Consider the following 14,285-nt stretch of genomic DNA (forward strand, 5'->3'; position numbering starts at 1 on the left):
ATGCATACCAAAATTCTGCTGACTTCTCTGCTCCTGGTGGGGAAGCTCACGGCTTTCGCCCAGACAACCCTAAATCCCGATACGGTGAAGGCCGGGTTGTTCGATATGGGCAAGATGTGGACGTTCGACACGCCCCCCCAGGAGTATTTTCAGAAAACCTACGGTTTCACGCCCGACCAGAAATGGTTTGACGAAGTTCGGCTGGCGTCGTTGCGGTTTGCCGACTACTGCTCGGCGTCGTTCGTGTCGGCCAATGGCTTGGTAATGACCAATCACCACTGCGCACGGGAGTCGGGAACGGGCGTGCAGCGGAAGGGCGAGAACCTGAACGAAACCGGTTTTTTTGCCAAAACATTCGCTGAAGAGCGCAAAGTCGAGAATCTGTATGTCGATCAGTTGATTAAAATTGAGGACATCACCACCCGCGTACAGGCTGCGATGGCGCTCGGCAAGTCCGAAGCCGAACAACTGCAAATGCGCGAGCGGGAATTTGACACCATCAAGCAGGAATTTGGCAGTCAGCCCAATTGGAAAGGTCTTGAACTACAAACGATTACATTTTACAACGGAGGCCGGTATTCGCTCTACGGTTTCAAACGCTACAATGACGTCCGGCTCGTGTTGATGCCCGAACTGCAACTTGGTTTTTTCGGCGGTGATCCCGACAACTTCACATACCCGCGTTACGCACTGGACTTTTCGTTTTTCCGGGTCTACGACAACGGCAAACCGCTGAAAACAACGCATTTTTTCAAGTTCAATCCCAACGGTATTAAAGAAAACGAACCGGTTTTTGTGACGGGCAATCCCGGCAGTACCGAACGACTCAAAACCGTTGCCGAACTGGAATACGACCGCGATCTGAAAATACCGTATATACTGCAACTCCTCCGGAACCGCTCCGATGCGTTGCAGGTCTACAATGCCAAAGCGAAGAGCGACAGCATCCAAAACGAGATATTTAGTTTTGAAAATAGCCTGAAAGCCTACGGCGGTCAGTTGGAAGGGTTGCGCGATCCATATTTACTGGCCAGGAAAGCCGCTTTTGAGCAACAGTTCAAAGCCGACGCCCAACGGCTGGAAGGTGGGCGCGGACAGGCGAAAGTGAGCACCGGTTCCGGCCAAAAGAGTGAAGCGGCCACCGGCACCACCGGCTCGAAAGTGGACATCAACCTGAAACTCTGGGACAACATCTCGACCAATGTGGCCGATCTGCGGAAGTATTTCAAGGACAATACGTACCTGTCGCCCAGCGAACTGGCGCGCGGTGACTTGCTGGTTTTTGCCCATTTGCTGATTACGTACGCCGAAGCCGCCCGCCAGAATCCCGCCCGGGCCGAACAGATCAAGGACCTGCTGCAAACGCCCAAACTGGCCGATCGCGCCCTGGAAGAAGCCTATCTGGCCGCGCACCTGAGCGAAGCGCAGGCGGCTTTGGGCAACGACGATCCGTACATCAAAGCGGCCTTGAACGGCAAGTCGCCCAAAGAAGCGGCTGCTTACCTGATGAACAATACGAAGCTGAACGACCAGGGGTTCATCAACGATCTGGTGACGAAAGGCCCGGCGGCCATTAGTGGGAATAACGATCCGTTGCTGGCACTGGCCCGCATTTCGGTACCGCGTTATCAGGAAGCCGCAGCGGCCGTCAAGGCGATTAGCGGCCGTCAGACGGTATTGCGGAGCAACCTGGGCCGTTTGTTATACGAAGTATACGGGACCGGAATTCCGCCCGACGCGACGTTTTCGCTGCGGATTAACGATGGCATTGTGAAAGGATTTCCGTACAACGGGACTGTTGCGCCGTACCAGACCACGTTCGCGGGTTTGTATGACCGGTATTATTCGTTCAACGGCAAATTTCCGTGGGCTTTGCCCAAACGCTGGCTAACTCCGCCCGCCCAATTGCTGCGCCAGCCGATGTGTTTTGTGTCGACAAACGATATCATCGGTGGAAATTCGGGCAGTCCGCTGATCAACAAAAACCGCGAGGCCGTGGGGCTGGCGTTTGATGGCAACATGGAAAGTTTGCCGGGAAGCTTCATTTTTGTTCCGGATAAAAACCGCACGGTTTCGGTCAATACCGGTGCCATTGTGGCGTCGATGCGCTACATTTACAAAGCCGATCGGCTGGTACAAGAACTCGTCGGAAAATGAAAAAGATCGTCCACAAACATCCGCTGGCCATCCGCTGGTTTCACTGGATCAACTTCCCGATCCTGTTCATCATGATCTGGAGCGGTTTGCTCATCTACTGGGCCTACCATCCCTATAAAATTCAGGTCGGTGATGCGGTTCTGATCAAATTCTTTCCGGATTCTTTCTTTCAGTTTCTGAAACTGCGTCGCCGGCTGGCCGAGGGCATGTCGTGGCATTTTGTCTTCATGTGGCTGTTCACGATCAACGGTATTTTGTACGTTTTGTACACGTTTATCTCGGGCGAATGGCGGTTTTTACTGCCCAACCGGCATTCGTTCCGCGAAGCCTGGCAGGTTACGTTGCACGACCTGGGACTGCGAAAAACCGCCCCTCCGCAGGTTAAATACAATGGCGCTCAGCGAATTGCTTACACGGCTATCCTGTTGATGGGAATAGGTTCGCTGCTGACCGGGCTGGCAATTTACAAACCCACGCAGTTTTCGTGGCTAACCACCCTGACCGGTGGGTACGAAACCGCCCGGCTGTTGCATTTTGCGCTGACCATCGGCTACGTTCTGTTTTTTCTGATCCACATTTTCCAGGTGGTCCGAACGGGCTGGAACAATTTTCAGGCAATGGTCACCGGTTTTGAAGTGGAAAAAGACAACGCCGGTCTTCTGCCACCGAATCCAACGAACTAACATCTGTCAGACTTTTCGCCACCTGTCAAGTCTTGAAGACCTGACAGGTGGCGAAAAGCCTGACAGGTGTCTAAAGGCGCTCACCCCCGTATAACTCTACATCTAAACCGCCCCTTCTCCTATGGACGAACCCGTCGATCAAATCGAAGAAAAACTTCCTGAGAAAAAACCGCATCGGGAGGAGTTGACCTCGGAACAACAGATCCGGCGCCGGACGCTGAAAGCGTTTGCGTGGTTTGGAGTGGCCGGTGTTATACCGTACAGTCTCTGGAAATGGATTAAGGTCCAGCCCAAAGAAGCCGGGTTGCCGAAGGTATTTCGGGAGGTATTAAAAGTAAATGAGGGAGTGGCCGAAAGCTATTTCAGTAACGCCAACCTGGCACCGACTTTCCCGAAAGAACGGGCCGCCAAAAATGTGCGCGTGAATGGCCGGGACGGTTTGCGTAGCGCCATCGACAAAGACGCCTGGCAGCTGAAGGTTGAACAACCCGGTCAGAAACCGCTGTTGATTTCGCTCGATGACCTGAAAGCGATGCCAAAGCAGGAAATTATCTACCAGTTTAAATGCATCGAAGGCTGGAGCCAGATTCAGCATTGGGCCGGGGTGAACTTTGCCGAGTTTGTCAACAAATACCAGATCGGGAAAAAAGACGGCTCGGAGGAATGGTATCCGTATGTCGGTATGAAAACGCCCGACGGGGGGTATTACGTCGGCATCGACACGCCCAGTGCGTTGCATCCGCAAACGATTCTGGCCTACGAGATGAACGACCAGCCGATTACCGATCCGCACGGCGCGCCCCTGCGTCTGATCATTCCGGTAAAATACGGCGTCAAAAACCTGAAACGCATCGGCACCATCTGGTTCAGCGACGACCGCCCGCGCGACTTCTGGGCCGAGCGGGGGTATGACTACCACGTCGGATTGTAGCTCCCCGGATGGCAATTCTGGCCAGCAATGTGAAGCCTGAAAGGCTTATATCATTAACCCCGGATGCAAGCCGGGGTTATCCATCACGTTCCGAGTGCGTCCCAACCCTGTAAAAGTTGAATAATGTCCCGATGGTATAACGTTACCCCCGATGGTATAACGCTCTCCCCGGATGTTATCCGGGGCTAGTGATGGAAGCCTTTCAGGCTTTGGTTGTTGGTAGAGACCCGCTTTTTGTTATCTTCGGAATTCATTCAGAAACAAACTCATGAAGAAATTTCTCCTGCTGGCAGCCGTTTTGGGGCTGGTGGTTCTGCATGCCCGGGCGCAAACCGGCAAACAAAAAATACGGGTTACTGACCTGACCCGCATCAAACAGGTTGCTGGCGTTAAAACGTCCCCCGATGGAAAGCAGGCGGTTTATACGCTAACGACGATTGAACCGGATGCAGACAAAAAAGAGGAATACGAATACAAGACGCATCTTTATTTAGCCGCCCTATCCGGACTTAACGGGGCCGCCCGGCGGTCCGGCGGTACGAAAGCCCTGACCAACGGCAGCGAAAGTGCCCGGCAGCCGGATTGGTCGCCCGATGGCAAATCGATTGCTTTTGCGCGAACCGTCAAGGGGAAATCCCAGATTTTTGTGATGCCACTCGATGGGGGAGAAGCCTGGCAGTTGACCAAACTGAGCTACGGAGCATCCAGTCCGCAATGGTCGCCGGATGGCAAACGGATTTTATTTACGGTAAGTGCTTCTTTATCCGAACTTCTCAAGGATTCGCTTCTGAATCGCGGGAAAACGGTTCCGGCCTGGTCGCTGGAAAAACCGGGTTTCGCGACCAATGATTTCATTAAACCGGACAGGAATGTCAAGGCAAATCCCGACGGGTCGCTGGCCGAAATTCGGGCGTATCTCAACAAGGATGTAGACGATAAAAAAGCGAAAGTCATCAACCGGCTGAATTTTCAGGGTGAATCGACCACCGAACCTGAACTGAGTTTTACGCACATTTATAGTATCGAAGTCGACCCCAACGCGACGCCGAAACCTTTAACGCACGGTTTTTATTCGTTTCAGGCTCCGGTCTGGATGCCCGACGGCCAGGGAATTTTAGCCGTAACGGACCGCGATACGCTCCGGCATCCCGACCGGGAGCAGGATGCCGCGCTGATCTGGCTCGCTGCCGATGGGTCCGGCAAACGAATCAGCCTGTTGTCGGAAGCCGGAAAAACCTATTTCTCCCCGTCTGTTTCGCCCGACGGTCGCCAGTTGGTTCTGCTGACGAATTCGGCCCAGGGCGTCAATGCGGGCCAGATCGCGGTTGCTGCGTTGAATGGAACATCAGTTTCCGATTTGCAGGTAATTTCCTTCGATCGGTCGGCGGGAAATCTGAAGTGGGGCGCAGTGCCGGTGGCCGGTTCGAAAAAGAAAAAAGCACCCCTGAATACCGCTTATGCGGTATTTTTCACCGCACCGTCGAACGGCGGTTTTCCATTGTACCGGCTCGATCCGGCCACGAAACAGATAACGCAATTGTCAGACTACGAGAGCGGAATCAGCGCCTTCGATCTGGCGGGCGATCAGGTGGTTTTTGCCAAAACCGAAGTGGCCAATCCGTCGGAATTGTATACCGCATCTTTTTCGGGAGCTACGATTCAAAAACCGCTCACCGGCAAGGCTGTCAAGTTGAGCAATCACAACGACTGGGTGTCTGACAAAGCGTTGAGTTTCCCGGAAAAGCGAACCTACCGAAACTCAAAGGGCCAGACGGTTGAGTACTGGATTATGAAACCCACGGTGGCTACGGCCAATGAAGTTGCCACGTCGGGCAAAAAATATCCGTTGCTGCTCAACATGCACGGCGGTCCAACGGCGATGTGGGGACCCGGTGAACCGTCGATGTGGCACGAATTTCAGTATTTCTGTTCGCAGGGGTACGGTATCGTGTACGCCAATCCGCGCGGATCGGGCGGTTATGGCATTGATTTCCAGCGGGCCAACGTGAAAGATTGGGGAACCGGGCCGACGGAAGACGTGCTGGCAGCCGCGACCGATGCCGCCAAAGAAGCCTGGGTCGATACGAGCCGTCAGGTGATTACGGGCGGTTCCTACGCGGGCTACCTGACGGCCTGGATCGTGGCGCACGATAACCGGTTTAAAGCGGCTTTTTCGCAGCGGGGCGTCTACGACCTCACGACCTTCATGGGCGAAGGCAACGCCTGGCGGCTGGTTCCGAACTATTTTGGCGGTTATCCGTGGGAGAAACGGGCGGAAGACGTGCTGGAAGCCAACTCGCCGTATACGTTTGTTGAAAACATCAAAACGCCGTTGCTGATCAAACACGGCGAGAATGACCTGCGGACGGGCGTTATTCAGAGCGAAATGATGTACAAAAGTCTGAAGATCCTGGGTCGGCCCGTCGAATATGTTCGAATGCCGGGGGCAACACACGAGATGAGCCGGACGGGGAATGTTCGGCAGCGCATCGACCGGATGCTGCGGATTTACGAGTTTTTCGAGCGGTATGTCGGCGAAAAAAATAGCAGACAATAAATAGGAACACGGATTGAACGGATGCAACGGATCAAAACAGATTAAAAATCAGTGAGAATCCGTCGTATCCGTTTAATCCGTGTTCCTATCAAAAAGACACAAATGCCGTAGAAATGTCGGGACAAAACCGGGCGACTCAGACGGCTTCGGAATCTACATTTGTTCAAAACAAGTAACCAATGAGCAAAGGACTAGTAGCTGGTAAAATCGGGTCGCTGAGACGAAGCAAAGGGCTCTCCCAGGAAGAACTCGCCGAATATGCCTCCATCAATCTGCGGACGCTGCAACGGATCGAAAACGGAAAAAATGAACCGCGCGGGCAAACGCTCCGCCTGATCGCCAAGGCGTTGGAAACCCCCGTCGAGGATTTTCTGGATTTCACGATGGAAGAAGATACCGGTTACTTGCAGCTGATGAATCTTTCTGCACTCTCCTTCTGGGTTATTCCGTTGGGAAACATCTTTATACCAATGGCACTCTGGGTCATGAAGCGGAATGAAGTGAAAGGGGTCAATGAGTTGGGTCGGCGCATGATCAATTTCCAGCTTACCTGGACTTTCATCACGTTTAGCCTTGTTTTCGGTTTGGTGTTTAATGTCTTCTTTGGACACGGTTTCGGCTTTACTCCGCAATTGGTCGCTGCCATTATTTTCGGCTTCTACCTTTTAAATTCAATCGTCATTCTGATTGCTGCCTTTCAGGTCCGGCAGGGTCGCGAAAAAGTCTATTCGGTTGGATTTCCCATACTTCGTTAAACGGACCAACGCCAGGTTCTTCCCAAAAGATGCCGTCATCGCTTCGTGAGGACGGCATCTTTTGTTGCTTCATAGGTGCATTTTTAGTCGTGATGACTGCCTTACTTCAGGGCGTTCGTCCACCCGTAAATGAGGAATTGAAAAGTTGGATTTTATAGAGAAATAATTTTGTGTTACTTATGGTTACATTTGGCATATTATATTTTTTTGAAAATTTTGTACGTATATACTTAAAAAAGTGACAATTTAATTTGGCAAATATATTGTTTTGCTTACTTTTGAAGTATCAACAAACCACAGTAACGTCTTCTTTCTCTTGGGCAATCCGCTGGCCGCACTACCGGAAAGCCCTAACCGGATTACACACTTCCTGCATGGAGCAGGGAAGGTCCGGATCAGCTGCCTGAAAAATTCAGCGCAGTTCAACCATTCCGTTTATCCTTAATCAGACGCATCTCCGACTTCTGGTCGCCTGGGCCGCGCTTTTTTCAATCGCGCCAAAACCGCATCAGAATTTCGGGCCAAATACTGAATCCGGAGCAGTCCGGTTGTCAGACATTGCCATGCGCCCGGTTGCGAAGGGCGGTTCGGCGAAGCGGCCAGTGTCCGGCCGTCTAACGCACCGGGTTTGCATGACAATGGCGATGTTCAACTATCCATCTTTATTCACTTTATTAACCTAGCTGATTATGAGGAGAACACTACTTGTACTAGTAGGGATGCTTTGGTTGTCGCTGGCGGTTGCCACCGCCCAGACACGAACGCTCACCGGTACCATTCTGGCGGCAGAAGAAGGGCCCCTCCCCGGCGCCAATGTGGTCGTGAAAGGGAGTACGACCGGGACTACAACGGATAATCAGGGTAAATTCACGCTGAAAATACCCGCAGAAAACGTAACACTGATCATCAGCTCCATCGGTTTTCTGACGGAAGAAATTGCCGTTGGTAATCGCTCAACGCTGGACCTGACCCTGAAAACCGACGTCAAGTCGCTGGCGGAGGTGGTGGTAACCGCTTTTGGGGTTGAAAAAGAAGTCAAATCGCTGGGATACGGTGTGCAGGAAATCAAAGGTACCGCCCTCACCGAAGCCCGTTCTTCAAACGTCGTAAACGCCTTGTCCGGTAAAGTGGCCGGTTTGCGGGTTAGCTCCAACGGCGGGCCGGGGAGCGGCTCAACCATCCAGATTCGGGGGGCGTCGTCGGTATCGGGAAATAACCAGCCGTTGATCGTTGTCGATGGCGTACCGATTCAGCAATCGTTCGATAAGACATACGGATCTGGTATTTCGGAAGTTAATCCGGATAACATCAAGGAAATGAGCGTTTTGAAAGGTCCGAACGCAGCTGCGCTCTACGGATCACGGGCGGCCAACGGCGTTATTTTGATCACCACCAAAAACGGAGCCGGAACAAAAGGCATCGGCGTGGAAATCAACTCCAATGTGACCTTCGAGCGCCCGTGGATCAAACCTAAATTTCAGAACACGTACGGGGGCGGAAACGGCTACCGGACCTGGTATAACGACGGCTGGTCCGGTGCCATCACCGACCCGTTGGAAGTGCAGCAATACCAGGCCGCTTATGGCAAAAGTGCCCCGTTGACGGGTACGGAAGGAACCGACGAAAGCTGGGGCGGCCCGATGGACGGGCGACTGGTTCGGCACTGGTGGTCGGGCAAGGAAGTGGCTCCGCTGACGCCAAACCCCAATAACTGGGAAGATTTCTGGCAAACTGGTCAAACCGTTACCAACAGCGTTGCCGTTTCGGGCGGGAACGACAAAGGAAGTTTCCGGTTGTCGGTTGGCCGAATGGATCAGAAAGGCCTGGTTTACTTCAACGACTTCTACCGCAATAACTTCAAGTTTAACTCGGCTTATAATTTTACGCCAAAATTCAGCGCAACGGTTTCGGCGGAATACATCAAATCGGGCGGCAACCGGAGCTACACCAGTGGTCAGGAGTTTATCTGGTCGCACCGGCAAACGGACTGGACCAAGCTCCGCAACTGGCGGGATTACACCAGCGTTCACATCCAGCGCGCGCTGCCCGGAAAACCGGCCGACAGTGATCCCCCAAACTGGCAGCATACGTTCTTTACCAACCCCTTCTACTCGTCGGAAATGTTGCCTTCCAACAACGAGAAAGACCGGCTGGTGGGCAACATTGCCCTGAATTACAAAATTTTTCCTTTCCTGACATTGATGGCCCGAAGCGGAACCGACGTCTGGACCGATACCCGAATCAGCGTTACCAACTTCGAGCGAGTGCGGAACGGAAACCGGACTCCCGGCGCTTTCACCGAAGAAGTACTGCGTCGTCAGGAAACCAACCACGATGCCATTCTGACGTTCAACAAAGCCATCAATGCGGATTTTGCGACGAATATTCAGGTAGGAGCGATCTCCCGGACGAACTATTACAAGCGGAATTACCTGGGTGTGGGTGAACTGGTGGTCGATGGATTATACAATGCCTCCAACGCCAATCCCAGCCGGAATACCGCCCAAAGCGCCATTGAAAAATCGCAGGTAAACAGCGTGTTCGGAGCGTTGGAAGTAAGCTACAAAAATGCGCTCTTTTTGAACGCAACGGCCCGGAACGACTGGTCGAGCACGCTGCCGGCCGACAACCGTTCGTATTTCTACCCCTCGATATCGGGTAGTGCGGTGATCACCGATTTGCTGAATCTTCAAAGCAATGTGATTTCGTTCGGTAAAGTCCGGGCCAGCTGGGCGCAGGTCGGCAACGATGCGCTGCCTTATCAATTGCTGCAAACGTTCAGAGCCGGAACCTCCTGGGCGGGCTCGACACCGGAATTTTATGAAAATACCCAGATTGCCAACTCCACGCTTCGCCCCGAAATCACGACCGGAACCGAGCTGGGTCTGGATGTTCGTTTCCTGAAAGGACGGATTGGTTTGGATGTAACCTATTACAACCAGGTGTCGCGCGACCAGATTCTGGCCGTTGAGATCTCGAAAGCAAGCGGGTATAACTCCCGCGTCCTCAACGCCGGTAAAATTTCCAACAAAGGGCTGGAGGTGGTTCTGACCGGAACACCCGTCAAAACAGCCACCGGTTTTAGCTGGGAAACAACCCTGAACTTCTCCCGCAACCGCAACAAAGTGCTGGAACTGGCCGAAGGTTTATTAACGTACACGCTGGCAACCCGCCAGGGCTTGATTACGGAAGCGCGGGTCGGACAGCCGTACGGCAGTTTCTTCGGAACCGGTTTCGAACACGCTCCCGATGGCCAGCGGATTTACAATGCCAACGGTTTGCCGGTGGTTTCGACCACACCCCGGACGTTGGGCAACGTTCAGCCGAAATGGACGGGTGGCTGGTTGAACAGCCTGACCTTCCGCGGGTTTTCAGTCTCTGCGCTGGTCGACGTGAAATGGGGTGGTGACTTCTTCGACGAAGGAACCGGAACCGCCCGCTGGACAGGGCAATACGAAGAAACCGCTATTGGCCGGGAAGAAGGCGTTATTGGCAAAGGCGTATACAACGCCGGAACCGCCGAAGCGCCCAACTACGTCCCCAATACGGTGATTGTGCCGGCCAAAACCCTCATTGCCTACAACAACCCGCGCAGCTACCACGAAGCGTCAATTTATGACGGAAGCTACGTCAAGCTTCGTGAGGCCACGATTGGCTACCAGCTTCCGGCGGGTTTCCTGAACCGGATCAAAATTCGGTCGGCTAAAGTCTCCATTGTGGGCCGCAACCTGCTGATGCTGTTCAAGAACACGACCCATGTCGATCCTGAAGTGGACCGGTTTGGTGCCAATCAGCAGGGATTTGCCTACGGCGAATTGCCCAGTTCCCGTAGCATCGGTGCCAACCTGAATCTGTCATTCTAATTCCGGAAAAAAGACTTTACCATGAAGATCATAAAAGCACTTGTTTTTAGCATTGGCTTGTTGACGCTGGCGGGTTCGTGCACGTCGGAGTTCGACAAAATGAACGTCAGCCCGAACGATCCGACCGCCATCAGCCCGCAGTATCTGCTGCCGTATGCCCTGGAGGCCTCTATTGACCGGTATTGGGGTGTTCGGACCCGTTTCGAGCGACTGAATCTGGATGGTGCCATGTGCTGGATGCAGTACCTGACCCGCAACATCTACTCGAACGAAGGCGACAATTATGAGGTTTCGGTCGGTTTTTACACCAACAACTGGAAAGGATTCTTCAACGACGGGCAGGTAAACTACCAACGGATTATTGCACTGGCCGGACCGGGTGGCAAATTTGAAAACGCCAACTACGAAGGCGTTGCGCTGGTGATGCGCTCGTGGGTCTTTTCACTGCTGACCGATGTGTATGGGCCCATCCCGTATACCGACGCGCTGAAAGGAACGGCCGAAGCGCCGAACTACACCCCGGTTTACGATCCCATTGAAACGGTTTATGCCGGTTTGTTGAAAGATCTGAAAACCGCCAACGAAAAACTGAGCGTTACAGGACCACCTATTGCCGGTGACATTGTATACGGTGGTGATATTCTGAAATGGAAAAAATTTGCCAACTCCCTGCGGCTGAAGTTAGCCAATCGCCAGGCCGTCAAAAAGTCGGCGGAATCGAAAGCCATCATGGCCGAAATTCTGGGCAATGCCACAACGTATCCGATTTTCACGAGCAACGCCGACAACGCCAAACTGGCCAATTCAGCCGTTTTGCCGAGCAATAACGAGTGGAATCAGGTCATGATTCAGGATGGCCGGACCGACTGGAACATCAGCAAAACCCTGGCCGACCGCCTGAACGAGCTGGGCGATAGCCGGATTACGGTTTTTGCCCAACCCAACAAAGCCGGTAAATACGAAGGTCACCCCAACGGTTTACCCGATGCCGTTGCCACGGCTTATCTGGGAAGCAGCTCCGTTCTGGGTACGTACTTCACGGCGGCTACAGCCCCGGCGGTGATCATGACCTATTCGGAAGTGAACCTGATTCTGGCCGAAGCGGCTTTTGATGGCGACATCACGGGCAGTGCGCAGACTTACCTCGAGAAAGGCATTGCCGCTTCGTTCGACCAGTATGGGTTGACGATGCCTGCCGGTTATCTGGCAAAAGTGGGTCCGGCTACCAAGGCGACGATCATGGAGCAGAAATGGATTTCGCTGTTTGGCCAGGCCATCGAAGCCTGGACGGAATACCGCCGGACGGGCCTGCCGGTGCTGCCTGCGAAAGACTCCCGCGCCGTATTCTCCAACGATGGCGTTTTGCCGACCCGCCTGAAGTACCCGACTTCGGAGTATTCCCTGAACAAAGCCAGTCTGGACAAGGGTATATCGCTGCTCGGTGGAGCCGACGACATGAAGTCAAAATTGTGGTGGGTTGAGAAATAACTATAATAAACCATGAAAATGCTTATGAATAGCTATAAAAGTCTTATTTTAAGTGGGTTACTAGTCGTAGGCAACTTACTCACCGGGTGCGAAAAGAAGGAGGATCCGTTCGTCGACCGGGTTGTTGCGCCCGTACTGGTGCTGGTCGATGGGGCTTCTGACGGCGGTGGCCAAACCGCCGAGCCGGTGGTGACCCAAAAAATCACGGCACCGGTCGTCATGACGGTGAAGATTTTGGAACTGGATAAAAGCGGTATTCTAAACAACAAGGTCGGTATTGATTCGATTCCGGTAGCGGCTTTGGCCGTCAAGCTGGTGAAACGGGAGGTAAAAGGAACGGCCACCGTCATGACGACGATTGCGGATCTGAAAACCGACGCAACCGGCAAGGCCACCCTGACCAAAACCTGGGCTGAACTGGGCATCACCACGCCGGCTGTCGGGAGCAGTGTTTCGCTGACCTGGACGGGCGAATACAAAGGCCAGACTTTCTCGCGTTTGTCGCGGGTTCAGGGCGTAAACTAACAATCAATACTTCGTCAGTCGTTTGTCCTTCGGCTTTCAGTTGATCAGGGTTCTGGTTTTACCTGAAGGCTAAACGATGAACGGCTGACAACCCTTTATAAACAATCAATAAACCAACTTCTAACAATTCTTACTATGTCTCTTAATCGTCGTGAATGGCTCCGGTCCGGATTGCTGGCTGGTGTAGGTTTAGCAGCTGCTCCTGCGGCTTATTGTGAGCCCTGGCTGGACAAGCCTGAGCTGGCTGGTGCACTGCCGCCAACCGCTCCGAAAGGTGCCCTGAAAGCGCGTCTGTCGGCCAACGAAAACCCGTACGGGCCATCGCCAAAGGCTTTGAAAGCCATTGCGGAAGCCGCTCCGGAAGGATTTTTGTATCCGTTTCAGTACGGGATGCAGTTGCAGAAAATGATTGCAGAAGAGGAAGGCGTAGCACCGGAGCAGATTCTATTGTCGGCCGGTTCGGGAGCCTTGCTGCACGCTACGGCTTTGCAGTATGCGTATACAAATCCGGGCAGCAGCGTTTTGTCGGCCGACCCAACGTACGAACAACTGGTTCGGGCGGCTGTCATGCACGGCATGACGTGGGACAAAGTGGCACTGACAACGGGCACCTACGACCACAATCTGGAAGAAATGGAAAAGAAGGTCAACGACAAAACCGGTCTGGTTTACCTTTGCAATCCGAACAACCCGACGGGTGTAACGATGAATCCGGAAAGTCTGCGGGCGTTTGTCGACCGCGTTTCGGCGAAAAAACCGGTCTTTGTCGATGAAGCGTATATTCACTACACGGGTGATCCGAAAAAATACACGGTGATTGAAAACATCAAGAAAGGCCAGAACGTGATGGTCGCCAAGACGTTCTCGAAGATCTACGGCATGGCCGGTTTGCGGATGGGCTACATGGTGGGCCAGCCGGATACACTCAAAGCCATTTCAAAATGGGGGGGCGGTGTTGGTAACCTGAGTATGACCACGTTGCGGGCTGCGCTGGCGTGTTACAAAGACGACGAATTTATCAAGTATTCGCTGGGTAAAGGGCTGGAAGCCCGCGAGTTTCTGTATGCTACGCTGAAGCAAAACGGCTACACGTACCTGCCATCCGGCACGAACTTCGTGTTGTTCCCGATCCGGATGAAGGGTGACGATTTCACCAAGAAAATGATGGAAAACGGCGTGAGCGTTCGTCAGTGGAAATTTGACGGCCAGTTCTGGTGCCGCGTGAGCCTGGGCACGATGGATCAGATGAAATACTTCGCCGATGCGCTGAAAGTTATTTCGTAACGCGTACCCACGGGCGGCCCCGTTTAGTCCGTGTTTTTAATG

Annotated in this window: 9 protein-coding genes; all 9 read left to right on the forward strand. The window is 53.2% G+C overall.

Annotated features, from left to right (window positions below):
* The 9 genes from EHT87_RS22015 (at position 1) to EHT87_RS22055 (ending at position 14,243) form a co-directional block, all read left to right on the forward strand.
* Positions 1 to 2,157, forward strand: coding sequence for a S46 family peptidase (locus EHT87_RS22015; RefSeq protein WP_124908802.1), 2,157 nt, complete (start codon positions 1 to 3; stop codon positions 2,155 to 2,157).
* The gene (locus EHT87_RS22020) at positions 2,154 to 2,840 is read left to right on the forward strand and encodes a cytochrome b/b6 domain-containing protein (protein ID WP_124908803.1); all 687 of its coding nucleotides are present in this window, start codon (positions 2,154 to 2,156) and stop codon (positions 2,838 to 2,840) included. Before EHT87_RS22015 ends, EHT87_RS22020 begins: the two co-directional genes overlap by 4 nt.
* Before the next feature lie 121 nt (positions 2,841 to 2,961).
* Entirely contained in the window at positions 2,962 to 3,771 is an 810-nt protein-coding gene (locus EHT87_RS22025) for a molybdopterin-dependent oxidoreductase (protein WP_124908804.1), read from the forward strand.
* Positions 3,772 to 4,039: 268 nt separating this feature from the next.
* A complete protein-coding gene (locus tag EHT87_RS22030; protein WP_124908805.1) occupies positions 4,040 to 6,328 on the forward strand; it encodes a S9 family peptidase in 2,289 nt (762 codons plus the stop codon).
* 179 nt (positions 6,329 to 6,507) lie between these two features.
* On the forward strand, positions 6,508 to 7,083 hold the full coding sequence (locus tag EHT87_RS22035) for a helix-turn-helix domain-containing protein (RefSeq protein ID WP_124908806.1): 576 nt from the start codon (positions 6,508 to 6,510) through the stop codon (positions 7,081 to 7,083).
* Positions 7,084 to 7,772: 689 nt separating this feature from the next.
* Positions 7,773 to 10,946, forward strand: coding sequence for a SusC/RagA family TonB-linked outer membrane protein (locus EHT87_RS22040; RefSeq protein WP_185716314.1), 3,174 nt, complete (start codon positions 7,773 to 7,775; stop codon positions 10,944 to 10,946).
* A gap of 21 nt (positions 10,947 to 10,967) precedes the next feature.
* Positions 10,968 to 12,434, forward strand: a complete 1,467-nt coding sequence (locus EHT87_RS22045; protein ID WP_185716315.1) for a SusD/RagB family nutrient-binding outer membrane lipoprotein — start codon at positions 10,968 to 10,970, stop codon at positions 12,432 to 12,434.
* A 24-nt stretch (positions 12,435 to 12,458) separates the two neighbouring features.
* Positions 12,459 to 12,959 carry a hypothetical protein gene (locus EHT87_RS22050; protein WP_124908807.1) on the forward strand — a complete coding sequence of 167 codons (501 nt, stop codon included), beginning with the start codon at positions 12,459 to 12,461 and terminating at the stop codon, positions 12,957 to 12,959.
* Positions 12,960 to 13,094: 135 nt separating this feature from the next.
* Positions 13,095 to 14,243, forward strand: a complete 1,149-nt coding sequence (locus EHT87_RS22055) for a pyridoxal phosphate-dependent aminotransferase (RefSeq protein WP_124908808.1) — start codon at positions 13,095 to 13,097, stop codon at positions 14,241 to 14,243.
* The last annotated feature ends 42 nt before the right edge of the window (positions 14,244 to 14,285 follow it).

Origin of the sequence: Larkinella knui (assembly GCF_003858645.1) — a bacterium.
Lineage (GTDB): Bacteria > Bacteroidota > Bacteroidia > Cytophagales > Spirosomataceae > Larkinella > Larkinella knui.

What these genes read in the sequence shown, in the direction of transcription:
- EHT87_RS22015 (WP_124908802.1), top strand. Translation starts at nt 1, where the DNA reads ATGCATACCAAAATTCTGCTGACTTCTCTGCTCCTGGTGGGGAAGCTC.
- EHT87_RS22020 (WP_124908803.1), top strand. Translation starts at nt 2,154, where the DNA reads ATGAAAAAGATCGTCCACAAACATCCGCTGGCCATCCGCTGGTTTCAC.
- EHT87_RS22025 (WP_124908804.1), top strand. Translation starts at nt 2,962, where the DNA reads ATGGACGAACCCGTCGATCAAATCGAAGAAAAACTTCCTGAGAAAAAA.
- EHT87_RS22030 (WP_124908805.1), top strand. Translation starts at nt 4,040, where the DNA reads ATGAAGAAATTTCTCCTGCTGGCAGCCGTTTTGGGGCTGGTGGTTCTG.
- EHT87_RS22035 (WP_124908806.1), top strand. Translation starts at nt 6,508, where the DNA reads ATGAGCAAAGGACTAGTAGCTGGTAAAATCGGGTCGCTGAGACGAAGC.
- EHT87_RS22040 (WP_185716314.1), top strand. Translation starts at nt 7,773, where the DNA reads ATGAGGAGAACACTACTTGTACTAGTAGGGATGCTTTGGTTGTCGCTG.
- EHT87_RS22045 (WP_185716315.1), top strand. Translation starts at nt 10,968, where the DNA reads ATGAAGATCATAAAAGCACTTGTTTTTAGCATTGGCTTGTTGACGCTG.
- EHT87_RS22050 (WP_124908807.1), top strand. Translation starts at nt 12,459, where the DNA reads ATGAATAGCTATAAAAGTCTTATTTTAAGTGGGTTACTAGTCGTAGGC.
- EHT87_RS22055 (WP_124908808.1), top strand. Translation starts at nt 13,095, where the DNA reads ATGTCTCTTAATCGTCGTGAATGGCTCCGGTCCGGATTGCTGGCTGGT.